The sequence below is a fragment of the Sphaerisporangium fuscum genome, assembly GCF_018531465.1.
GTDB lineage: Bacteria > Actinomycetota > Actinomycetes > Streptosporangiales > Streptosporangiaceae > Sphaerisporangium > Sphaerisporangium fuscum.
Window position 1 is genome coordinate 88853 of record NZ_JAHDTF010000026.1, and the last position, 21466, is coordinate 110318.

Here is a 21466-nt window from a genome sequence, read left to right on the forward strand (position 1 = left end):
TCCGTCATTCGTGTTCGGCGCAGAGGCAGCCGACGCCCTTCTCGATCCACTCCTGGCCGGCCCAGTCCGGATGCCGTGCGAGCATCACGGCCTTCACCTCTTCGGCGATCGTCCGCTCGCTCATGGCCGAGTCGCGGCGGATCCAGGTCTCGTCGCGCAGTGACTCCAGGTAGGCGGCCACGTCCGCCAGCAGCCGCGGTCCTCCCACGTCACCGTGCCCCGGTACGACCACGCGCGGGCTCTGCGCGGCCAGCCGCCGCATCACGGCCAGCCAGCGGACGCCGGACACGTCGGTGTCGTGCGGCGGGAACCACGGGAAGATCGCGAACTGGCCGGCCTCCACGAGGTCGCCGGTGAACATGACGTCGGCGTCCGGGACGGTGACGACCTGATCGCCCCTGCTGTGCGCCCGGCCGGTGGCCCGCAACCGCACGACCCGGCCGCCCAGGTCCAGGTCGTGCTCCTGGTCGTAGACGAGGTCGGGGCTCGCCGGCCGGACGCCCTGGAGCCGGCGCGCGACCGGCTCGCCGAGCTCCTTGAACATCTCGAGGTAGCCGGGGCCCTTCACCTTCAGGTCCTCGGCCTGCGCCCTGTTGACGAGGAACGTCGCCTCTCCGCCGAACACCTGGGCGCCGAACGCGTGCTCGGGATGGAAATGCGTCGTGGTCAGGTACAGCTTGCGTCCTTTGGCGAACTCGGCCGCGAACCGCAGCACGGTCTCGGCGTTCTCCACTCCCAGGCCGGTGTCGACCACCAGCACGGAATGCGCACCGCCGATCACCCCGATGTTCGGCACCAGCTGCACCCGCCGGTTCGGGATCACCACCAGATCGCGGGCGAGCTCCCGCGCGTCGGTGACCCGCACAACGGGATCGGGCATCACCTGTTCGGACATGTCAGCTCCTCGGAAATCGGTTCGGTCGCCGCCGCGGGCCGTGCACGGCGTTCCGTGCCGGGCGGCACCGGGCCCAGGTCCCGCGCGTCACCCAGGAGGCGGCCTTGCGGGGGATCCGGTCGCCGACCAGTCCATCGCGTGATCGCGCGGGGCGTCCAACACCGGTTCCGCACGCCCGATGCCGTGCCGGTATCGTCGCTGCTGATGGACCTCCGCGTGCTGCGCTACTTCGTGGCCGTCGCCGACGAACTCCACTTCGGCCGCGCCGCCGCGCGCCTGCACATGACCCAGCCGCCGCTCAGCCGGGCCATCAAGCAGCTGGAGAGCGACCTCGGCACCGTCCTGCTGCGCAGGTCGCCCACCGGCGTCACACTCACGCCCGCCGGAACGGCGCTGTACGGCGAAGCGCGCACCCTCCTCCAGCAGGCCGACCAGGCGCGGGCCCGGGTCGCCGCCGCGGCCGGCACCGCCACGATCACCATCGGCACGCTCGCCGACAGCGCCGAGCAGGCCGGGGGCGGACTGGTCGCCGCCTACCGGCGACGGCACCCCGGCGTGGAGGTCCGGGTCCGTGAGTTCGACTTCACCGACCCGACCTGCGGGCTGCGGGCCGGGCTGGTCGACGTCGCCCTCACCCGCGCGCCGTTCGACGACGGCGGGCTCGCCACGCACGTCCTGCGCTCGGACCCCGTCGGGGTGGTCCTGCGCGCCGACGACCCGCTCGCCCACCGCGACGCCCTGCGCCTGCACGAACTCGCCGGACGCCGCTGGTTCCGGCTGCCGGAGGAGGCCGACCCGCTCTGGCGGGCCTACTGGAACGCCACCACGCCCACCGGCCCGCATCGCGAAGGTCCCGTGGTGCGAACCGTCCACGAATGCCTCCAGGCGGTCCTGTGGAACGGCACCGTCGGGCTCACGTCGCTGGCCCACGCCCTTCCCGACGGTCTCACCATCGTCCCTCTGCTCGACATGCCGCCCAGCCGCCTGGTGGTCGCCTGGAACAGCGCGGACTCCAGCCCGCTCGTCCGCTCGTTCACGCGGATCGCCACCGCCGTCCACCGCCCCGCCGGCGCGGCCCCCTGATGTCCGGAGCTGCGGCCGGTCAGTTCGAAGAGCGCACGCCCGTGCGTTCTTCGGTGATCCGCCACAGGTCGGCGGCCAGGCGGAGATCGGCGGCCGGGCCGCGGTGGGCGGCCAGTTCGACGCGCGTGCGGTTCCTGGGGCCGGTCGGGCCGATGAAGGCGTCGGTGGGGGCGCCCGGGGCGGTGGCCGCGTACAGCAGGGGCAGCACGGCCTGATCGACGGGGCGTGCGTAGCGGAGGGCCATCGCCCACACGACCAGCCGTTCCATTCCCCGCGGGTCGGCGTTCATCGGCGTCCGCGCCATGCCGGGGTGCGCGACGAGGCTGCGGACCGGGGAGCCGGTGGTGCGCAGGCGCCGGTCGAGTTCGCGGCCGAACAGGGTCGCGGCGAGCTTGGAGCGGGTGTAGGCGACCGGCGGAGAGTACCTGCGCTCTCCGTCGAGGTCGTCGAGGTCGAGGGTGACGCGGAAGAGGTCGTAGACGAACGAGGACACCGTCACCACCCGCGGATCGGCGCCTGCGGCGAGGGTGTCCAGCAGCCGCAGGGTGAGGGCGAACGGGCCCAGGTGGTTGGTGGCCATCTGGCTCTCGTAGCCCTGGGGGCTCAGCTCACGCGGCCCGCCGGAGATGCCCGCGTTGTTGATCAGTACGTCCACCGGCCGGTCCAGCTCGTCGGCGAAGCGGGCGATCGCGTCCAGGTCCAGAAGGTTCAGCGGGCGTACCTCCACCTCGGCCTTGGGCGTGCCGGCCAGGACGGCCTCGCGGAGCCGGGCGCCGCGCGCCGCGTCGCGGACGGTCGCGATCACGCGTGCGTGGCGTGCCGCCAGGTGGCGGGTGAGCGCGGCGCCGAGGCCGCCGGCCGCGCCGGTGACCAGAAAGGTGCGTCCGGTCAGGTCGGGCATCTGGTCGGCGGTCCAGTCGAGTGCGGGCATGACGACTTCCTCCCGTATAAGTGGATGCCTCATCCACATGCCGGCCTACGCTAGCACAAATGGATGAGGCATCCGGATATCGGTAGGATGGCCGGCATGGCGCAGGGGAGGCTCAGGGCGGACGCGACGCGTAACCGCGGCAAGCTGCTGGAGGTGGCCCGCCGTCATCTCGCGGCCGGCGACGACCTGCAGATGAACGTGATCGCCCGCGAGGCGGGCGTCGGCGTCGCCACCGCCTACCGGCGCTTCCCCACCACGCAGGCCCTCGTCGAGGCCATCGCCGAGGACGGCCTCGCCCTGCTGCTGCGTCACATCGAGGAGGCGGCCGAGGCGGCCGACGCGCAGGCCGGTCTGGCCGCGGCGATGCGCGTCACGCTGACCCTCCAGCGCGAATGCCTGGGGCTGTCCGACGTCCTGGCCTGCCCGGCGGCCGAACTGCCCGAGGTCGCCGCTCTCAAGATCGCCCTGGAGCGGGCCGTCGACCGTCTGCTGGACCGGGCGCGAACCGAGGGCGTCGTGCGCCCCGGCCTCACCGCCGACGACCTGCGTCGCCTGCTGTGCGGGATCGACCACGCCATCCGCTCGAACCCGGCACCCCCCGACATGACCGAGCAGTACCTGAACATACTCGTGCAGGGGATCCGCCCCGCCGCGTCGTGACCGGCGCCGACGCCACGCCCGGACGAAGGGAAGATGAATTCTCCGTGAGAGGCGTCGCGGCGTGGTTAGGACCGGGCCTGAGGGTCAGGGATGCCGTATGGACACGAACACCGTGTTACTCGCCGTCGTCGTCGCCACGGCCCTGGCCTTCGACTTCACCAACGGCTTCCACGACACCGCCAACGCCATGGCGACCTCCATCGCCACCGGCGCGCTGCCGCCCAGGGCCGCGGTCGCGCTGTCCGCGGCGCTGAACTTCGCCGGGGCGTTCCTGTCGCTGAAGGTGGCCGCCACCGTCGCGACCGGCATCGTCGACACCGGCGCCATCACGCTCACCGTGGTCTTCGCCGGTCTCGTCGGCGGGCTGGCGTGGAACCTGCTGACCTGGTACTTCGGCATCCCGTCCAGTTCCTCGCACGCCCTGATCGGCGGGGTGGCCGGGGCCACGCTCATCGCCGCGGGCGCCTCGGCCGTCAAGGGCGCCGCGATCGTGTCCAAGGTGCTGATCCCGGCGGTGCTGGCGCCGCTGGCCGCGATCCTCGTGGCGACCGTCGGGACGTTCCTGGTCTACGTCCTGACCAGGAACGTCCCCGAGGGGACCCGCGTGCGCGGCTTCAGGTACGGGCAGATCGGCTCGGCCTCGCTCGTGTCGCTCGCGCACGGGACCAACGACGCGCAGAAGACGATGGGCGTCATCACACTGGCCCTGATCGCCGCGGGTGTGATCGGCAAGGACACCGGCACGCCATGGTGGGTGATCGCGGCCAGCGCCACCGCCATCGCGCTCGGCACCTACATCGGCGGCTGGCGGGTCATCCGTACTCTCGGCAAGGGCCTGACCGAGATCGAGACGCCCCAGGGCTTCGCGGCCGAGAGCTCCTCGGCCGCGGTGGTGTTCGCCTCGTCGCACTTCGGATTCCCGCTGTCCACCACGCACGTGTGCACCGGCTCGGTGATCGGCGCGGGGCTCGGCAAGCGGCTGGCCGAGGTCCGCTGGAACGTGGCCGCCCGCATGGTCGCCGCGTGGCTGGTCACCCTCCCGGCGGCGGCCGCGGTCGGCGCGCTGGCGTGGGCCGGGGCGAACGCGCTCGGCGGCGCGCTCGGCGTGTCGGTCGTCTTCGCGGTCGCGCTGCTGCTGGCCGCGGCCCTCTACCTCGCCGCCCGCCGTGCCCCCGTCGACCCGGGCAACGTCAACGACGAATGGACCGGGCGGGTCGCCCCGGCACCGGCCGTCAGGGAGCAGGTGGCATGAATCGATCATCGGCCTGGGCGTGTACGTGATGCTCGCCAGGTGACGTCCCCCGCGGTCAGGCGGCCGCCTCGTCCTCCTCCATGCGGCGGTAGGCGCGGTCGCGCAGCCGGAGCACCACGGCGGCCAGCGTGGCGGCGGCCAGGGATCCGGCGAGCACGGCGACCTTCACGTGGGCGAAGCGATCGGCGTCGGCGCCGAACGCCAGCTCCCCGATGAGCAGCGAGACGGTGAAGCCGATGCCGGCCAGAATCGACAGACCGAGCACGTCGACCCAGCTGAGCCCCGTGTCGAGGCGGGCCCGGGTGAAGCGGGCCACCAGCCACGTGGCGGCGGTCACGCCGACGGGTTTGCCGGCGATCAGTCCCGCGGCCACGCCGATCGCGACGTGGTCGGACAGCGCCGAGCCGAGCCCGTCCACACCGCCGAGGGGCACCCCGGCCGACAGGAACGCGAACACCGGCACCGCCACCCCCGCGGAGACGGGACGCCAGCGGTGCTCGAAGTGCTCGGCCACCGCGCCGTCGCCGCCGCGTCCCGACACCGGCACGACGAGGCCGAGCAGCACGCCGGCGACCGTGGCGTGCACCCCCGAGGCGTGCACGAGCAGCCACACCGCCACGGCGAGGGGGAGCAGCGCCCACCAGGCACGTACCCCTCGCCGGACCAGCAGGGTGAACACCGCCAGCGGCACCGCGGCCGCGGCCAGCCACACCACCCCCAGGTGCTGGGTGTAGAACACCGCGATGATCACGATGGCGATCAGGTCGTCGACCACCGCGAGCGTGAGCAGGAACGTGCGGAGCGCCGACGGCAGGTGCCGCCCGATGACGGCCAGCACCGCCAGGGCGAAGGCGATGTCGGTGGCCGTCGGCACGGCCCAGCCCTTGACCGCCCCGCCGCCGGCGAAGGCGTCGACCGCCAGGTAGACGGCCGCGGGGACGGCCACCCCGCCCACCGCGGCGGCCACGGGGACGGCCGCCCGCCGGAGGTCGCGCAGGTCACCGGCGACGAACTCGCGCTTGAGCTCCAGCCCGGCCACGAAGAAGAAGACGGCCAGCAGCCCGTCGCCCGCCCACTTCGCGGGCGTCAGGTCCAGGTGCAACGATGCCGGGCCCAGCGGGTGGTCGCGCAGGGCGACGTAGGCCGAGGCGTACGGCGAGTTGGCCCAGACCATGGCGAGCACCGCGGCGGCGAGAAGGAGCACGCCGCCGATGGTCTCGCTGCGCAGGATCTCGGCGACCCGGCCGGCCTCGGGCCAGGAGGCACGGCTGAACAGCCGGAAGGCGGGACGAGTGGTGACGCCCATGGGACACCCGTTTTCGTGATCGGCGAATGGACAGCCGACCAGACTTCCCGGCACCCCTGTCAGACAATCTACCTGAATGTCACGACATCCCCTCAAACCGGTCCGGCGTGAACGCCACGAACGTGCCGGGGGAGGCGCGGCAAGGCCGGGAGGCCGCCGGCCGGGCGCGGAGAGGACGGCCGCGCCCGGCCGGCGTCGATCAGCGGTGGTCCGCCGCCTGCAGGGCCTCGGTCAGGCCGCCGACGGTGAGGGTCTGCTGGTTGGTCAGCTTGGTGCCGTCGAGGATCAGCGTTGGAGTGCCCTCGATCTCGGCGGGTTTGCCGAAGGCCGCCTGGGTGCGCTGTTTCACCTGGCCGGCGTACTTCTGCGCGCGGATGCACGACAGGACGGCCGAATCGGTGATCTTCGCCTTGCCCGCGAGGCTCTCGAGCTGCGGCACGGTGAACGCGATCTTCTCGTCCGGCTGGTCGGCGAACAAGGTGTCGTGGTAGGTCATCCACGACCGGCCGGGCACGCACTGCGCCGCGGCGGCGGCGCGCACCGAGCCCTCGGGGTTGACGAAGGCGATCGGGTGGTACACGACCTTGACCTTGCCCTTCGCGGCGAAGTCCTTGATCGTGCCGCCGTTGAGGTGCTCGAACTCCTTGCAGATGGGGCACTGGAAGTCTTCGTAGACCTCGAGCAACGGCTTGGTCACCCCCGGCTGCGCCATGGTGACGGTGCCGTCGGCCGAGGTGGAGACGGGGGCGAGGCCCCCGGCGAACGTGCTCGGCTTGGCCCTGTTGACCTGCCAGAGGACGCCGCCTGTGATCGCCGCGACCGCGATGACGACGGCGAGGGCGATGAGCAGGATTCGCCGTCTTCTGTCCTGCTGCGCCTGCCGGAGGCGCTCCTCACGCAACCTCTCGCGGGCCGACTGCCGAGCCGCCTTGCTCATGGTCCCCGTCCATCCTCAGACAACACCGGATCGAAACTACTGCTCAGAGGCTATGTTGCCCCCTTTCGCTCCGTCACATCGGAGCCGCGGGAGGACCCGCGTGTCGGGCGAGGCCCGCCCATGCCCTCCGGAGGCGGCGGCGCCCGGATCTCAGCCGGCCGCCCGGACCTGGAACTTCTCGTCCAGGCCGGTGATCTTGAGTACCCGGGCGAGCTGGCCGCGGATGCCGGTGAGAGTGAGCCGCCCGCCCGCGGCCTCGGCCCCGGTGAGCGCCGTGGTGAACACGCTCAGCCCGGTGGAGTCGCAGAAGGCGAGCTCCTCGACGTCGACCACCACGTTGGGCGGGACGAACACGCCGGCCGCCTGGGCGAGGCGTTCGCGCAGGTGAGGAGCGGTGGCGAGGTCGAGCTCGCCGGACACCCGCACGACGACGGCGTCGTCGCCGACCTCGGTGGTCACGGATAGGCCGCCGAACCGGGTGCCGTTGGGTCGTTCCACTGTCACGCCACCTCTGCTTGCCGTGCCCGGCCGAGGTGCGGCGCCGCCAGGGGCGGCGTCCCGGCCGGACCTGCCTTCCACCTCGCGCAGGGTCACGCGAAGCTCTCGTGCGGTCATCATTGCACGACGCCTTGGATACGGACGGGTAAAACCCGATGCCGCGACCGGAAAGCATGGCCCGGGGCGAGGCCAGGACGGGCGGGACCGGTTGTTTCGACATGCCCGGCGAGGGCACCCGGACAGACGTCCGCACGCGACGAGAGGAGTGAGGATGCCGAGCGCACGAGAGATCATGACGCCGAACGCCGAGTGCGTGGCCGCCGAGGAGACGGTCTTCGACGCGGCCGCGAAGATGGCGCGTCTGGACGTCGGCTCACTGCCCATCTGCGGCGCCGACGACCGGCTGAAGGGCATGCTGACCGACCGCGACATCGTGGTCAAGGTGCTCGCCAAGGGCAGGGACCCCAAGTCGTGCATGGCGGGCGACCTCGCACAGGGCGAGGCCGTCACCATCGGCGCCGACGACGACGCCAAGGAGATCCTTCGCACCATGGCCTCGCACAAGGTCCGCCGGCTGCCCGTCATCGACGGGCACAAGCTGGTCGGCATCGTCGCGCTGGCCGACGTCGCCCGCGCGCTGCCCGACTCGCCGGTCGGCGACCTGGTCGACGCTCTGACGAGTGACTGAACCGGCTCGACGGGTGGAGGGCGCCCGATGAAGAGGCTTCGCCGCGCGTCGGCCCTCCACCCCCTGCGGCCCCGCGCGGCCGTGCTGGTCCCCACGCCGGCGCAGGACGTCATCCTGCGCCGGCCCCGCATGGTCGCGCTGCCGTACGGGACGGACCCCGTCGACCTGTGGTTCGACGTGGTCCCGCGCTGACCGTTAAGGGCCGCCCGCGTCCCGTCGCGGCCGTGTCCGAATTTGCTGGACACCACTGTGAGACCGTTCCCTCTCTGGGTAGCGGGCTGACATGCGTAGACGAGCGTTGATCCCTCTGGCGACCGCCCTGGCGATGATGACCGCGATGCTGAGCGCGTGCTCCTCCGGCGAGGACGGGCCCGCGCGTCGGACGGCCGAGCGGTTCTACGACGCGCTGGGCGGGGGGCAGGGGGACACCGCCTGCCGGCTGCTCACCCCGCGTACCGCCGAGCAGGTGCCGTCGGACGGCCAGGACTGCGCCGCCTCCATCGTGAAGCTGGGGCTCAAGGGAGGCGGCGTGCGGACCTCGGCGGTGTGGGGCGACGAGGCGCAGGTACGGCTGGCCTCCGACACGGTGTTCCTGCACCGCTTCGCCCAGGGATGGCTGGTGCGGGCCGCCGGATGCCGAGCGCGGGGCGAGCAGCCGTACGACTGCAAGGTGGGGGGCTGAGCGATGCGCCTGATGTTCACGGTGACCGTCCTGATCATCGCCCTTGGGCTCACCTACGTGATCGCGACCGGACTGCTGCACCGATAGGGGGCCCTCGTGCGACGTTTCGTGCGCGACAACGCGCTCAGCCTGTTCTTCCTGATCGCCTTCCTGCTCACGCTGGTGGGCCAGTCGATCGCGGGCACCGCCGACTACAACGCCCGCCAGATCGCCGACGGCGGCGCGCCCGTCTCCTGGGCCGCGTACGTGACCACCTCCGACTTCGCCGTGGACGTCGCCGAGAACTGGCAGTCGGAGTACCTGCAGTTCCTGCTGTTCATCGTGGTGACGGTCTGGCTGGTGCAGCGCGGTTCCCCCGAGTCGAAGAAGCCCGGGGAGGAGGGCCGGGAGAGCGACGAGGACCAGAAGGTCGGCGCGCACGCCGGGCCCCGCAGCCCGTCGTGGGCCAGGGCCACCGGCCTGCGCCAGATGCTGTACGCCAACTCGCTGGGCGCCGTGATGGGCGTGATCTTCGTGCTGTCGTGGCTCGCCCAGTCGGTGGCCGGCCAGGCGTCCTACAACTCCCAGCAGCTCGCCCGGTTGCAGGACCCGGTGACGTGGCTCCAGTACGCCGGCTCGGGCGAGTTCTGGAACCGAACGCTGCAGAACTGGCAGTCGGAGCTGCTCGCGGTGTTGTCGATGGTCGTGCTGTCGGTCTACCTGCGCCAGCGCGGATCACCCGAGTCCAAGCCGGTCGGCGTGCCCCACGCGATGACCAGCGTGGAGAGCTGAGCCGTCCTTTTCCTCCTGCACGGCGGTCAAGCTCTGCCCCACGGCCGTTTACCGCCCTCCCGGCCGGGGATGCGGGCGGGAGGCCCGGCGTCCGCATCCGGAGGCGAAGACCATGAGCACCGCGCCCATCTCCATCAGCGACTACGACCGGGTGGCCGTCATCACCGGGGCCGACTCGGGCATCGGCAAGGCGACCGCTGTGGCCCTGGCCGAGCAGGGCTTCGACGTGGGCATCACCTTCCACGCCGACCAGGCGGGCGCGGAGGAGACCGCGCGGCTGGTCCGCGACCGGGGCCGCGGCGCGGCCGTACGCCGGCACGACCTCACCGACCTGCCGCGGGCCGCCACGGTGATCGATGAACTGGCCGACGAGCTGGGCGGCCTCGGCGTCCTGGTCAACAACGCGGGCACCGGCAGCCGGCGGCCGGTGCTGGAGATGGACTTCGACGAGTGGCGGAAGGTCGTCTCGGTCGACCTGGACGGGGCGTTCCTGTGCGCGCAGCGGGCCGCCCGCCGGATGGTCGCGGCCGGGCGGGGCGGGCGCATCGTCAACGTGACCAGCGTCCACGAGGAGCACCCGCGCGTCGGCGCCGGCCCGTACTGCGCCGCCAAGGGCGGGCTGCGCATGCTCACCCGCGTGCTCGCCCTGGAGCTCGCCGAGCACGGCATCACGGCCAACACGGTCGCGCCCGGGGAGATCGCCACGCCCATGACCGGCCAGGAGGACCGGCCGCCGCGACCGGGGAGCCGCGCGGGATACCCGCTCGGCAGGCCCGGCGACGCCCGGGAGGTGGCCGCGGTCATCGCGTTCCTGGCCGGGCCGGGCTCGTCGTACATGACCGGGGCGAGCCTGTTCGTGGACGGCGGCCTCGTGCTCATGGGTCCGCAGGCCGCCGGCGCCCTGGAATCGGGGGACTGGCGCGAGGGCTGAGACGTTCATGGCCGAGAGTCCCTCGATCAAGGGGATTTCGGCCCTGTGGGCGGGCCGCCCCGGTGGCCGAGCCTTGAGGACATGACACCATCTCAGCCCGGCGAGTGCGACGTGCTGCTGCGCGACGGCGGCATCGCGCACATCCGCCCACCGCGCCCCGGGGCCCCTGGGCATGGCCGGCATGGGCGGGGTCGCCGCCGAGCTCCTCGCCGGCCGCGCCTTCCGGGTGCCGCCCATCAGCCGTGCCGAGGCCGGCCGCATGATCGCCGAGCTGCGCTGCGCGCCGCTGCCGCACGGATACCGGGGCCGTCCCGCCGTCGACGTCGGCGAGTTGGAGGCCCACGTCATCGGGGTAGGGCGTCTGATGGACGACATCCCCGAGGTGGCCGAACTCGATCTCAACCCGGTGATCGTCACCGCCGCCGGTGCCGTCGCCGTGGACGTGCGCGTGCGCCTGGCGCCCGCCCTGCCGCGCCCGTCCCCGTACCGCCGCCGCCTGCGCTAGAACCCGCGAACACCGAAGGGAAGAGGATGCTCGATGAACGACCGTATCGCCCCTCCTGTCCTGGAGGAGCTGGACACCGCCGAGTGCCTGAAGCTCATATCCCCCGGAGGCATCGGCAGGGTCGGCTTCAACGCGCCCTCGGGACCGGTCGTGCTCCCGGTGAACTACGCCGTGCACCACGGGACGGTGCTCTTCCGGACCGCGTTCGGCGGGCCGATGGACGAGGACCTCAGCACCGGGGTGCGGGGCGTGGAGTTGAAGATCGCGTTCGAGGTGGACCACATCGAGCCCGAGAGCCGCGAAGGCTGGAGCGTCCTGATCCAGGGCCCGGCGCACCGCATCACGACCGAGGAGGAGTTCGCCGCCCTGGAGGCCGACGGCGTGGAGTCGTGGGCCGGCGGCGAGCGCCGCCTGTACATCAGCGTCACCCCGCTGCAGATCACCGGCCGCCGGATCCGCCACTGACGGCACATCGAAGGGCCCGTCCCATGAGGGCGGGCCCTTCGGCGTGCCGCGCGCATGCGTCAACGGCACGAGGTGAGCGGGTCCGCTGTCGACTTCCGGCGTGGAGCGGTTGACGTCCAGGCAAGATTCGCGTGTTCCTGGCGGCTCCCCGACGGCAGCGGGGTCCAGGTGTGCCGGGAGGTGCGGTCCCGCGTGCCGGAGCTGGCCTGCCTGATGCTCACCTCGTTCGCCGACGAGGAGGCGCTGTTCGACGCCGTCATGGCCGGCGCCGCGGGGTACGTCCTGAAGCAGATCCACGGGTCCGACCTGGTGGGGGCGGTGCGGACGGTCGCTGCTCGACCCCGGGACCACCATCACGATGCTCCACCGGCTGCGCGACCAGGCCGGTCAGAAGGACCCGCTCGCCGCAGCACACCAGCCCGCCGGGGACGCGAGCAGTGCCGTAGGGCTTGCGCGTCTCGGCCGCTTTGCCCGCCGCGCAGGGACTTTGGTCCCTGGACGCTCCCGCCCCGCCCGGATCGTGCCCGAAGGCCCTGACGCCGGGGACCTCCGCGTTCTTTGCCTCCCCTGGCCCGGCGGATGGGATGGAGGGGAAGGCAAGGGGCCGATCATGCACATGGAGGTGCAGGACTGATGACCGCCGACCGTGCCGCGGCCCCGCGGTCGACCCCTTATTCCGACGCGACACGGATGACCGCAGACAGGAGTGATCATGCTCGAGAGGATCGTCGTCGGGGCCGACGGGTCGGCGCCCGCGACCGCGGCCGTGGAATGGGCGGCCGGTGACGCCGCCCGCTGGAACGTCCCGTTGCACATCGTCACGGTGGTGGAGCGGTGGCCCTACAGCGTCGCGCGGTTCCCCGCCCCGCCGGAGGTGGGCGACGCCCTCATCCGCGCCGCCGAGCGCGTGCTCGCCCAGGCCGAGGCCGCCGCCCGCGATCGCCTGCCCGAAGGCAGGGTGACGACCGAGCTGGCCGAGGGCGTCCCGGCCGAGATCCTCCGAGAGCGGGCCGAGGGCGCCGTCGAGCTGGTGGTCGGCAGCCGAGGGCACGGCGGGTTCGCCGGCGCGCTGCTCGGCTCGGTCAGCGGCCACGTGGCCGGGCACGCGCGCGGCCCGGTGGTCGTCGTGCGTCCGGGCGCCCCGTCCCGCCACGGCGAGGTCGCGGTCGGCGTGGACGACGCGCCGCAGTGCGACCCCGCGCTGGCCTACGCCTTCGGGCAGGCCCGGCTGCGCGGCGCCGTGCTGCGTGCCGTGCACGCCTGGCGGTCGCCCGTCCACGCCTACGCGCCCGAGCTCGACTACGACATGGACGAGATCCGCCGTGCGCAGCACGAGGTCGTCACCCGCAAGCTGGGGGAACTGCGCGGCGAGTACCCCGACGTCAAGGTCGTGGACGACGTGCGGTGTGCCCACCCGGTCGACGCGCTCGTCGAGGCGTCCCGGCACGCCGACCTGCTCGTCGTGGGCTCCCATGGCAGGGGGACCCTCGGCGCGCTGCTGCTCGGCTCGGTCAGCAGGGGAGCGCTGCACCATGCCGCCTGCCCGGTCGCGGTCGTCCGCGAATGAGCCGGCCGGGGAGCCCGGGCGCGGTGCGCGCCCGCGCTCCCCGGCCGTCGCCGGGGCGTCCTCACGCTTCCTGGTCGCGGGGCCGTACGACGGCGACGGGGCAGTGGGCGTGGTGCAGGACGCCGTGGCTCACCGAGCCGAGCAGCGCCGAGCCGAACCCGCCGAGGCCGCGCGAGCCGACCACGACGAGGTCCGCCGACCGCGAGGCCTCGACCAGGGCCGGCACCGGATGCCCGCAGACGTCCGACTCGGCCAGCGGCACGTCCGGGTACTTCTCGCGCCACGGGGCCAGCCACTGCTTGACGGCCCGCACCTCCGCCTCCAGGACGTCGCGCATGGCGTCGGCATAGCCGATCGCGAGAGGGGAGTAGGCGGCCATCGTCCAGGCGTACAACGCGTGCACCCGCGACCGCCGCGACGCGGCCTGCTCGAAGGCGTAGCGCAGGGCGGCCTCGGACTGCGCGGAGCCGTCGACGCCGACGACCACCTCCCCATGCGGTGTCCGGGGGGCGTCGCCGCGCATCACCACCACCGGCCCCCGGGCGTGCCCGGCCACGCCGAGGCCGACCGAGCCGAGCACCATCCCCGTGAAGCCGCCCATGCCCCGGCTGCCGAGCACCAGCGCCTCGGCGCCGTCGGCCTCCTGACGGAGCAGCTCGACCACCGTGCCGGTGAGCAGCTCGGTGGTCACCGGCAGCCCGGGCGCCCGCTCGCGGGCCTGCTCGGCGGCCTTGGCCAGCACGCCCTCGCAGTACTCGTTCAGGGCATCGTCGAAGCCCTCCACCCGATGGAACGGGAACCTCTGGGCCCACGGCTCGCGCACGTGCACGATGCGCAGCGCGCGGCCCCGGCGCGCGGCGTCGTCGGCCGCCCACTCCAGCGCCGCGGCCGCGGACTCGGACCCGTCGACCCCGGCGACGATCCTGCCGACCATGTCATCTCCCCCTTGTTCCGTCATGTTCATCAGATCGCCCCTCGCGCACCCGTCACACGTGCCGGAAGTCCCCGGCTCGGGGGACTTCCGGGCAGGGGCGCCGTCCTGGAGGGTCTCCCCGGCATCGAGAGCGGCCGATCTTCGATGATCGGGCCGAAAGTCCCCGTGGTCGAGGACCCGCAGGCGGACGCACCGGGCCGGGTTCACCGCCGAGCCCCTCGGCGAGACTCTCGTGGAGGAGCTCGTCGCGCAGGCGGAGACCGAGGGAGCGCGCCTGACCCCGGTCCGTTCGGAGGCGGCGGTCCGCGTCCTGTCCGCGCCGACCAACGCGGCCCAGGACGTCGAGGCCGAGGACCGCGTGTTCGGCCTGGAGGTGATCCGCCGGGCCCGGCCGCCGGGCAGCGCGGGGGAGGGGAGTTCGACGAGGAGGACGAGGCCATCGTCGTGGCCCTCGCCACCGCCGCGGGCGTGGCCATCGAGAACGCCAGGCTGTTCGAGGAGACCCGCCGAAGGGAGACCTGGCTGGAGGCCTCCTCGGAGATCACCACGCGGGTGCTGTCCGGCGCCGACCCTCAGCAGGTGCTGTCGCTGATGGCGCGGCGGGCCCGTGAGATGGCGGACGCCGACGTCGTGGCGATCCTGCTGCCCGGCCCGGACGGCGGGAGCCTCCGCGTCGCGAGTCAGGACGGCCTGCCCGGCCTGTCGTCGGAGGTGCCGGCCGGCGGTTCCCTCGAGGGCAGCGCCTTCCAGACCGGCGAGCCGCTGATGCTCGCCGACTCCTCGGGCCGCGACCTGACCAGCGCCGTGGCCCAGAGCCCGGACATCGGTCCCGTGATCGCGGTGCCGCTCGGCGCGCCGGGGGCCGTACGCGGCGTGCTCTCCCTCGGCAAGCGCGCCGGCCGGATCCCGTTCGGCCACTCCGATCTGCGCACCCTGCACGCCTTCGCCGGTCAGGTCGCGGTCGCGATCGAGCTCGGCGAGACCCGCGAGGACGCCGAGAGGCTCGGCCTGCTGGAGGACCGCGACCGCATCGCCAAGGACCTGCACGACGTCGTCATCCAGCGTCTGTTCGCGGTGGCCATGACACTGATGAGCGCGGTCCGCCTGGTGGAGCGGCCGGAGGCGTCCGCCAGGCTGCAGAGCGCGATCGACGAGCTCGACACCACCATCAGGCAGATCCGCTCCACGATCTTCGCCCTCCAGACGCCGCGCGAGGCGGGGGAGGCGGGACTGCGGGCCCGCATCGTGGAGCTGGTCGAGGACGCGCGGGGCCACCTGGGCTTCATGCCGGGGCTCAGCATGGAGGGCCAGCTCGACAACGAGGTCCCGGCGGAGGTCGCCGAGCACATGCTGGCCGTCCTGCGCGAGGCGCTGTCCAACATCGTCCGCCACGCCAGGGCGTCCCGCGCCGACGTGACCGCGCGCACCGCCCAGCGGTGGCTGACGCTCACCGTGGAGGACAACGGCGTCGGGGTGCCCGGGGACGGCCGCCGCAGCGGCCTGCGCAACCTCGCCGAGCGCGCCGAGAAGCTCGGCGGCTCCTTCCTCCTCACCACGCCGGAACCGGGCGGCACCCGCCTCGAATGGACGGTGCCTCTCCCCGACCGGCCCTAGCGCCCGATGCGGCGGCCGGTGAGCTCCTCGGGGTGCACGACGATGAAATGGTCGCGGCTGCCCGGCGCCCAGGTCTCCAGGGGAAGGGCGGACAGGTAGCCGATCTCGTCGGGGTCCTCCACGGCCCGCGCGCGTCCCACCGCCATCACCGACCAGCCGCTGCGGGTCTCGGTGTCGAAGTCGTCGACCTCGAAGGCCACGACGGCGTCGCGCGCGGCGGCGGCCAGCTTGGAGCCGAGGGCGGTCCGGATCACGATGGACCCGCCGTCCAGCAGGAAGTTCACCGGCTGGACGGCCGGGAGGGCGCGGTCGGTGTAGACGATCCGTCCGATCGGCACGGAAGCCAGCAGTGAGATGCACTCCTCCCGGGAGAGCACCTGAAGGCCGGCCGAATCGAGTTTCACGCCGTACAGCGTGCCCGAGTTCCCGGCACGGGGGTAAGGGACGAAGGTCCCGTCCTTCACGGCGATCTGCCCGGGAGTCCCTCCAGGACCGCGGTGATCTCTTCGGGGGGAAGGGCCGCCAGGGCCCGCAGGACGCGCAGGAAGGCGGCACGGTCCTCGGGCGGGAGACGCGCCAGCAGCCGTTCCTCGTTGCGCTGGATCGCCGCCTGCGCCGACTCGCGTACGCGCCGGCCCTCGGCGGTCAGCGCCAGCAGCCGGGCACGCCGGTCGGCGGGGTCTGGCGTGCGCTCGATGAGGCCCGCGCGCTGCAGGTCGTCGAGGACCGCGATGATGCGCGTCTTGTCGGCGCCGATCGACTGGGCGAGCGCGGCCTGCGTGCGCAGCGGGCGTTCGCCCAGGGCCAGCAGGACGCTGTACCCCCACATCGACAGCCCCTGCTCGCGCAGCACGGGGAGCTCGGCGTCGATGAGCGCCCTGGTCAGGGGGCTCATCATGGCCGCCAGGTCGGGACGGTGGGTCACGATCCACACGGTATCGCGTTGACAAACAGTAAGCAGCGGCAGATGATAAGCGCACACATACGAATTGAGGAGCGATATGGACATCAGAGAACTGGACCGGCGTGTGGTGCGGATGAGCGCCGACATCGTCGCCAAGGCGACCCCGGAGGACCTCGGCCGCCCGACCCCGTGCGAGGGCTGGACGCTCGGCGACCTCCTCGCCCACATGACGGTCCAGCACCACGGGTTCGCCGCCGCGGCCGAGGGCGACGGGGCCGACCCGGCGGTGTGGCGGGTGGAGCCGCTCGGCGCCGACGCCGTCCCGGCCTACCTGAAGGCCGCCGAGCGGGTGACGGCGGCCTTCGCCGTGGAGGGCGTGCTGGAGCGCCGCTTCGACCTGGCGGAGTTCGGTGACGGAGGCATGACCTTCCCCGCGCCGCAGGCCATCGGCTTCCACTTCATCGACTACCTCGTGCACGGCTGGGACGTCGCGCGGGCGCTCGACGTGCCCTTCTCTCCCGAGCCCGACGTGGTGGAGGCCGCCTGGCCGATCGCCGAGGCGGTGCCCGACGGCGAGCCGCGGCTCAAGCCGGGCGCGGCGTTCCGCCCCCGCCTGGACGCGCCGGGCGACGCCACGCGCTTCGACCGCATCCTCGCGATGCTGGGCCGCTCCCTATCGTGGAGCCGGTAGCCGGTTCGGTCAGGAGAGGGGTTCGCCGGACGAGGGCTGCCGGGAGTGGAAGGCGTCCCACACCTTCACCCAGTCGCCCTCGGGCTCGGTGATGCTCTTGACGAACCGCTCCACGAACGACGACTCGGCGTCGAGCAGGGTCACCCGGAACCGCTCCTCGACGATGAACAGCTCGGGCACCCCTTGGGCGAGGGTCTTGTCGATCTCGGCCTGGATGCCGGCGCGCTGCTCGGCGAGGTGGCTCAGCCGCCTGCCGAGCAGTTCGACGACCTCGCCGGGCGGGAGCGCCCCGATGAGGGAGAGCGCCGAGACGAACTGCGGGTATTCGTGCTCGGGGGTCTCGACCAGCTCGCGCAGCCACTCGCGCAGTTCGGTGCGGCCGGCGTCGGTGAGCGCGTACACGGTGCGCTCGGGACGCTGGCCATCGCGGCTGGTCTCCTGCTCGGCGATGAAGCCGGCCTTGGCGAGCTGCTGCACCACCATGTACAGCGAGCCGTGGTTGAACTTGATGCTGCGCGAGTCGCCGCGGTCCTGGAGGGTGCGTCCCAGCTCGTAGGGGTGCATGGGCCGCTCGGTCAGGTGCGACAGCACGGCCAGCGCCAGCAGGTTGCCGACTTTCCGCTTCTTGGCCATCTGACCCTTCCTCAAGCTCGCGCGTGCACGGCCGGCGGCACGCGCGTCGTCGGGACACTGGATCAGACGGTGCGCGCCGGGTCGTCCACCGTGGGCCGGCCGCCCGTCTTGTGCGCCCGCCGCACGTCGTCGACGTACTCGCGGGTGAACATCGCCGACAGCTGGGCCACGCCGCCGCTGTGCACGCGGACCTCGCCCTGGTGGACGTGCCCGGCGAGCCGGATGCGGCGCCCGGTGCCGGCGGCCGGGTTGTGGTGGAACGACTGCTTGACCTTACCGCGCCCGCTCCACTCCAGATCCCACTGGTCGATCTCCGCGTCGGCGGGGACCAGCAGCTTGAGCATCCCGTGGTCCAGGTCGAGGGTGACGGTGACGTCGCCCTCGGGGATCTCCGGCGACCGCAGGTCGAGCACGGCCTGGCCGCGCCGCACGCGGACCTCGAAGTCCTGGGAGGTGGTCCAGTTGCCCAGGCGCTTCTCGACGGCGTGGTCGGCGTGGACGCGGACGGTGGTGGCGGTGGTGTTCATCGCGAGGTCCTTTCGATGTCTTCGCTGTCACCCCCAATTATTCAGGACTGAGTATTCAGAGTCAAGCATTTGCTGCCAAGGCGAAAGAACAGGTAGCGCAACCGCCGGCCGGCCGCCTCGGCCGTCACGAGATCGGGTACCGAACGAGGAAGATCTGTATCGAACACCGTTCCACCGTGCCACGCAGTGGTCACGGCGCGACCACCGGATTTCCGATGTCGCCGCAGGGCAGGCGGCTCAGCGGAAGTCGGCCGCGTGGTCGGCGGCCCACTGGCGGAACGGGGTCGCCGGCCTTCCGGTGATCTCCTCGACGGCCGAGGTGACGGTCTCGGGGGAGGCGACCATCGCCGCGTGGGCGTCCAGGATCGCCTCGGCCACCGGCTCCGGCATGCCCTGCGCGACCAGCTCCCGCCGGGCGGCCTCGGGGGTGAGCTCCTCCCAGCGCACCGGGCGCCCGATGGCCTCGCCGATGGTGGTCACCTGCTCGACCTGCGTCAACGCCTGAGGCCCGGTGAGTTCGTACCTGGCCCCGCCGTGGCCCGGGCGGGTCAGCGCGCTCACGCCGGCGGCGGCGATGTCGCGCTCGTGGACGAGCGCCCGCGTGGCCGCTCCGTGCACCCAGCGCACCACGCCGGTCTCGCGGATCTGGCCGGACCACATCAGGGTGTTCGCCGCGAAGCCGCCGGCCTGCAGGAACGTCCACTCGGCCCCCGACCCCTCGATGAGCCGCTCCAGCAGGGCATGGGAGCCCGGGATGGACCCGGGCGCCTGCGGCAGGTCCGGCGTCACGCCGCGCGCGGAGAGGTAGACGACGCGGCGGGCCCGCTTCGCGATCGCCGCGACGGCCTCCGGTGCCGCGTGGTCGGCCGCCAGTGTGGGCCACACCAGGAACACCGACTCGACCCCGTCGAGCGCGGCGTCGAGAGTGCCGGGGAGGGCGAGGTCTCCCCGGACCACCTCGGCGCCGGCCGGCAGGGACGCCGAATCGGGGTCGCGGGTCAGCGCGCGCACGCCGGCGCCGACGTCGAGCAGCTGGGAGACGACTTTGCGGCCGACCTTGCCGGTCGCGCCGGTGACCAGGATCATCAGGAACACGCTCTTTTCGCTCGTCGGAAACGACGTGCTCAGCGTGCAACCTCAAGCGAACTTGAGGTCAAGCGCGGCGCAGTGCGGCGAGCTGCTGCTCGAAGGGGACGAGCGTGTCGTCCTGCCCGGCCGCCGGGGGACGGCGCAGCATCATGTCGGCGAGCTCCCCGGCCGCGCGTCCGATCCGGGAGGCCAGTCCGTCACCGCTTTGGCCGCCGGCCGCGCCCCAGTCCTCGGAGGCCGCGTACACGGCGGTCGGCGCCACGACCGCCCGCAGGTAGGCGAACAGCGGGCGCATCGCGTGTTCGAGTGCCAGCGAGTGCCGTGCCGTGCCACCGGTCGCCGCGATCAGCACCGGCTTGCCCGCCAGCGCGGCGTTGTCGATCACGTCGAAGAACGCCTTGAACAGCCCGCTGTAGGAGGCCGTGAAGATCGGGGTGACGGCGATCAGGCCGTCGGCCTCGGTGACCGCCTCGACCGCCTCGCGGAGCGCGGCGCCGGGGAAGCCGGTCACCAGGTTGTCGGCGATGTCCCGGGCCAGGTCGCGCAGCTCCACCACGCGCACCTCCACCGCCCGCTCCTCCGCGAGGCCGCGCCGGGTGGCCTCGGCCAGGCGGTCGGCGAGCAGCCGCGTGGAGGACGGCACGCTCAGGCCGGCCGAGACGGCCACGAGCTTCAGGGGCTTCATCTGCTTCTCCTTCACAGGGGGTCGGGCGGGCGGGAACCACCGGGGGGCCTGAGCGTTGCGGCCGGTCAGGACGCCGAGCCGGCGGGGACGGACGGCTCCTCGCCGGCCTCGGCGTCGCGGCGGGCGAGCAGGGCCTGGTGGGTGGGGGCGTCCGGCACCTGGGCCGGGCGGCCGGAGGCGAGCTCCTTGCGCAGCACGGGCACGACCTCCTCGCCGAGGATGTCCAGCTGCTCCAGCACCGTCTTCAGCGGAAGTCCCGCATGGTCCATCAGGAACAGCTGCCGCTGGTAGTCGCCGAAGTGCTCCCGGAACGCCAGCGTCCTGTCGATGATCTCCTGCGGGCTGCCCACCGCCAGGGGCGTCTCCGCCATGAACTCCTCCAGCGACGGCCCGTGGCCGTACACGGGGGCGTTGTCGAAGTAGGGGCGGAACTCGCGCACCGCGTCCTGGGAGTTCTTGCGCATGAACACCTGGCCGCCGAGCCCCACGATCGCCTGCTCCGGAGTGCCGTGACCGTAGTGCGCGTAGCGCTCCCGGTACAGCCTGATCAGCCGCTGGAAGTGGTCCTTGGGCCAGAAGATGTTGTTGGCGAAGAACCCGTCGCCGTAGTACGCCGCCTGCTCGGCGATCTCGGGGCTGCGGATCGACCCGTGCCAGACGAACGGCGGCACCCCGTCGAGCGGCCGGGGCGTGGAGGTGAAGCCCTGCAGGGGGGTGCGGAAGCGGCTCTGCCAGTCGACGACGTCCTCGCGCCACAGCCGGTGCAGCAGCGCGTAGTTCTCGATGGCGAGCGGGATGCCCTGCCGGATGTCCTGCCCGAACCACGGGTACACCGGGCCGGTGTTGCCGCGGCCCAGCATCACGTCGACGCGCCCGTCGGCCAGGTGCTGCAGCATCGCGAAGTCCTCGGCGATCTTCACCGGGTCGTTCGTGGTGATCAGGGTGGTGGAGGTGGACAGGATGAGCCGCTCGGTGCGGGCCGCGATGTAGCCGAGCATGGTGGTCGGCGACGACGGCACGAACGGCGGGTTGTGGTGCTCGCCGGTCGCGAAGACGTCCAGCCCGACCTCTTCGGCCTTCAGCGCGATCGCGACCATGGCCTTGATCCGCTCGTTCTCGGTCGGCGTCCTGCCCGTGGTCGGGTCCGTGGTGACGTCGCCCACCGTGAAGATCCCGAACTGCATCGTGCCCATCGCCTCTCATGTCATTGAACTTTCA

General features: G+C 72.7%; 26 protein-coding genes and 1 pseudogene. 14 read left to right on the forward strand and 13 right to left on the reverse strand.

Features of this window, described 5'->3' with window-relative positions; genetic code table 11:
* Positions 1 to 4 precede the first annotated feature (4 nt).
* A complete protein-coding gene (locus KIK05_RS31025; protein ID WP_214414435.1) occupies positions 5 to 895 on the reverse strand; it encodes an MBL fold metallo-hydrolase in 891 nt (296 codons plus the stop codon).
* A gap of 204 nt (positions 896 to 1099) precedes the next feature.
* On the opposite strand from KIK05_RS31025, the gene KIK05_RS31030 reads away from it, so the two are divergent.
* The gene (locus tag KIK05_RS31030) at positions 1100 to 1978 is read left to right on the forward strand and encodes a LysR family transcriptional regulator (RefSeq protein WP_214414436.1); all 879 of its coding nucleotides are present in this window, start codon (positions 1100 to 1102) and stop codon (positions 1976 to 1978) included.
* 19 nt (positions 1979 to 1997) lie between these two features.
* Here the strand turns inward: KIK05_RS31030 and KIK05_RS31035 are convergent, their stop codons facing one another.
* A complete protein-coding gene (locus KIK05_RS31035) occupies positions 1998 to 2909 on the reverse strand; it encodes an SDR family NAD(P)-dependent oxidoreductase (RefSeq protein ID WP_214414437.1) in 912 nt (303 codons plus the stop codon).
* A 96-nt stretch (positions 2910 to 3005) separates the two neighbouring features.
* Here KIK05_RS31035 and KIK05_RS31040 point away from each other — a divergent pair, with 96 nt between their 5' ends.
* Together KIK05_RS31040 and KIK05_RS31045 are read left to right on the forward strand one after the other, a co-directional pair.
* Positions 3006 to 3569, forward strand: a complete 564-nt coding sequence (locus KIK05_RS31040) for a TetR/AcrR family transcriptional regulator (protein ID WP_214414438.1) — start codon at positions 3006 to 3008, stop codon at positions 3567 to 3569.
* A 97-nt stretch (positions 3570 to 3666) separates the two neighbouring features.
* Positions 3667 to 4821 carry an inorganic phosphate transporter gene (locus tag KIK05_RS31045; RefSeq protein ID WP_214414439.1) on the forward strand — a complete coding sequence of 385 codons (1155 nt, stop codon included), beginning with the start codon at positions 3667 to 3669 and terminating at the stop codon, positions 4819 to 4821.
* A 55-nt stretch (positions 4822 to 4876) separates the two neighbouring features.
* Here KIK05_RS31045 and nhaA read toward each other — a convergent pair whose 3' ends face one another.
* The 3 genes from nhaA to KIK05_RS31060 all read right to left on the reverse strand — a co-directional run bounded on the left by nhaA (position 4877) and on the right by KIK05_RS31060 (position 7568).
* Positions 4877 to 6127 carry a Na+/H+ antiporter NhaA gene (nhaA, locus tag KIK05_RS31050; RefSeq protein ID WP_214414440.1) on the reverse strand — a complete coding sequence of 417 codons (1251 nt, stop codon included), beginning with the start codon at positions 6125 to 6127 and terminating at the stop codon, positions 4877 to 4879.
* A gap of 199 nt (positions 6128 to 6326) precedes the next feature.
* Positions 6327 to 7064, reverse strand: a complete 738-nt coding sequence (locus KIK05_RS31055) for a DsbA family protein (RefSeq protein ID WP_214414441.1) — start codon at positions 7062 to 7064, stop codon at positions 6327 to 6329.
* Between the two features lie 150 nt (positions 7065 to 7214).
* Positions 7215 to 7568, reverse strand: coding sequence for an STAS domain-containing protein (locus KIK05_RS31060; protein WP_214414442.1), 354 nt, complete (start codon positions 7566 to 7568; stop codon positions 7215 to 7217).
* A 265-nt stretch (positions 7569 to 7833) separates the two neighbouring features.
* On the opposite strand from KIK05_RS31060, the gene KIK05_RS31065 reads away from it, so the two are divergent.
* The 9 genes and pseudogenes from KIK05_RS31065 to KIK05_RS31105 all read left to right on the forward strand — a co-directional run bounded on the left by KIK05_RS31065 (position 7834) and on the right by KIK05_RS31105 (position 13171).
* A complete protein-coding gene (locus tag KIK05_RS31065; RefSeq protein WP_214414443.1) occupies positions 7834 to 8250 on the forward strand; it encodes a CBS domain-containing protein in 417 nt (138 codons plus the stop codon).
* Between the two features lie 27 nt (positions 8251 to 8277).
* Positions 8278 to 8442: a hypothetical protein gene (locus tag KIK05_RS31070; protein WP_214414444.1), complete on the forward strand. Its 165-nt coding sequence runs from the start codon at positions 8278 to 8280 to the stop codon at positions 8440 to 8442.
* A 91-nt stretch (positions 8443 to 8533) separates the two neighbouring features.
* Positions 8534 to 8932 carry a hypothetical protein gene (locus KIK05_RS31075; protein ID WP_214414445.1) on the forward strand — a complete coding sequence of 133 codons (399 nt, stop codon included), beginning with the start codon at positions 8534 to 8536 and terminating at the stop codon, positions 8930 to 8932.
* A 96-nt stretch (positions 8933 to 9028) separates the two neighbouring features.
* Positions 9029 to 9703, forward strand: a complete 675-nt coding sequence (locus KIK05_RS31080; protein WP_214414446.1) for a DUF6766 family protein — start codon at positions 9029 to 9031, stop codon at positions 9701 to 9703.
* A 112-nt stretch (positions 9704 to 9815) separates the two neighbouring features.
* Positions 9816 to 10634, forward strand: coding sequence for an SDR family oxidoreductase (locus KIK05_RS31085; RefSeq protein WP_214414447.1), 819 nt, complete (start codon positions 9816 to 9818; stop codon positions 10632 to 10634).
* 172 nt (positions 10635 to 10806) lie between these two features.
* Positions 10807 to 11139 (forward strand): acetate--CoA ligase family protein, encoded by a 333-nt coding sequence (locus KIK05_RS31090; protein WP_214414448.1) that lies wholly within the window; start codon positions 10807 to 10809, stop codon positions 11137 to 11139.
* Positions 11140 to 11172: 33 nt separating this feature from the next.
* Complete coding sequence (locus KIK05_RS31095) at positions 11173 to 11604, forward strand: pyridoxamine 5'-phosphate oxidase family protein (RefSeq protein WP_214414449.1); 432 nt, start codon at positions 11173 to 11175, stop codon at positions 11602 to 11604.
* 141 nt (positions 11605 to 11745) lie between these two features.
* Positions 11746 to 12010 (forward strand): annotated as a pseudogene (locus tag KIK05_RS31100) (response regulator); the annotation flags it as partial.
* 306 nt (positions 12011 to 12316) lie between these two features.
* On the forward strand, positions 12317 to 13171 hold the full coding sequence (locus KIK05_RS31105; RefSeq protein ID WP_214414450.1) for a universal stress protein: 855 nt from the start codon (positions 12317 to 12319) through the stop codon (positions 13169 to 13171).
* 61 nt (positions 13172 to 13232) lie between these two features.
* Here the strand turns inward: KIK05_RS31105 and KIK05_RS31110 are convergent, their stop codons facing one another.
* A complete protein-coding gene (locus KIK05_RS31110) occupies positions 13233 to 14105 on the reverse strand; it encodes a universal stress protein (RefSeq protein ID WP_214414451.1) in 873 nt (290 codons plus the stop codon).
* A gap of 444 nt (positions 14106 to 14549) precedes the next feature.
* Between KIK05_RS31110 and KIK05_RS31115 the strand changes: the two genes are divergently transcribed.
* The gene (locus KIK05_RS31115; RefSeq protein WP_308250189.1) at positions 14550 to 15719 is read left to right on the forward strand and encodes a GAF domain-containing sensor histidine kinase; all 1170 of its coding nucleotides are present in this window, start codon (positions 14550 to 14552) and stop codon (positions 15717 to 15719) included.
* On the opposite strand, the gene KIK05_RS31120 is transcribed toward KIK05_RS31115, so the two are convergent.
* Positions 15716 to 16123, reverse strand: coding sequence for a pyridoxamine 5'-phosphate oxidase family protein (locus tag KIK05_RS31120; RefSeq protein WP_214414453.1), 408 nt, complete (start codon positions 16121 to 16123; stop codon positions 15716 to 15718). The two genes, KIK05_RS31115 and KIK05_RS31120, sit on opposite strands and share 4 nt — an antisense overlap.
* Positions 16124 to 16179: 56 nt before the next feature.
* Positions 16180 to 16644, reverse strand: coding sequence for a MarR family winged helix-turn-helix transcriptional regulator (locus tag KIK05_RS31125; protein WP_214414454.1), 465 nt, complete (start codon positions 16642 to 16644; stop codon positions 16180 to 16182).
* Positions 16645 to 16720: 76 nt separating this feature from the next.
* On the opposite strand from KIK05_RS31125, the gene KIK05_RS31130 reads away from it, so the two are divergent.
* A complete protein-coding gene (locus tag KIK05_RS31130) occupies positions 16721 to 17314 on the forward strand; it encodes a TIGR03086 family metal-binding protein (RefSeq protein WP_214414455.1) in 594 nt (197 codons plus the stop codon).
* Positions 17315 to 17323: 9 nt separating this feature from the next.
* On the opposite strand, the gene KIK05_RS31135 is transcribed toward KIK05_RS31130, so the two are convergent.
* The 5 genes from KIK05_RS31135 to KIK05_RS31155 all read right to left on the reverse strand — a co-directional run bounded on the left by KIK05_RS31135 (position 17324) and on the right by KIK05_RS31155 (position 21432).
* Positions 17324 to 17947, reverse strand: a complete 624-nt coding sequence (locus KIK05_RS31135) for a PadR family transcriptional regulator (protein ID WP_214414456.1) — start codon at positions 17945 to 17947, stop codon at positions 17324 to 17326.
* A gap of 62 nt (positions 17948 to 18009) precedes the next feature.
* Entirely contained in the window at positions 18010 to 18474 is a 465-nt protein-coding gene (locus tag KIK05_RS31140) for a hypothetical protein (RefSeq protein WP_214414457.1), read from the reverse strand.
* 237 nt (positions 18475 to 18711) lie between these two features.
* On the reverse strand, positions 18712 to 19560 hold the full coding sequence (locus tag KIK05_RS31145; protein ID WP_214414458.1) for an NAD(P)H-binding protein: 849 nt from the start codon (positions 19558 to 19560) through the stop codon (positions 18712 to 18714).
* A 67-nt stretch (positions 19561 to 19627) separates the two neighbouring features.
* Positions 19628 to 20248 carry an FMN reductase gene (locus tag KIK05_RS31150; protein WP_214414459.1) on the reverse strand — a complete coding sequence of 207 codons (621 nt, stop codon included), beginning with the start codon at positions 20246 to 20248 and terminating at the stop codon, positions 19628 to 19630.
* A 65-nt stretch (positions 20249 to 20313) separates the two neighbouring features.
* On the reverse strand, positions 20314 to 21432 hold the full coding sequence (locus tag KIK05_RS31155) for an LLM class flavin-dependent oxidoreductase (RefSeq protein ID WP_214414526.1): 1119 nt from the start codon (positions 21430 to 21432) through the stop codon (positions 20314 to 20316).
* Positions 21433 to 21466 lie beyond the last annotated feature (34 nt).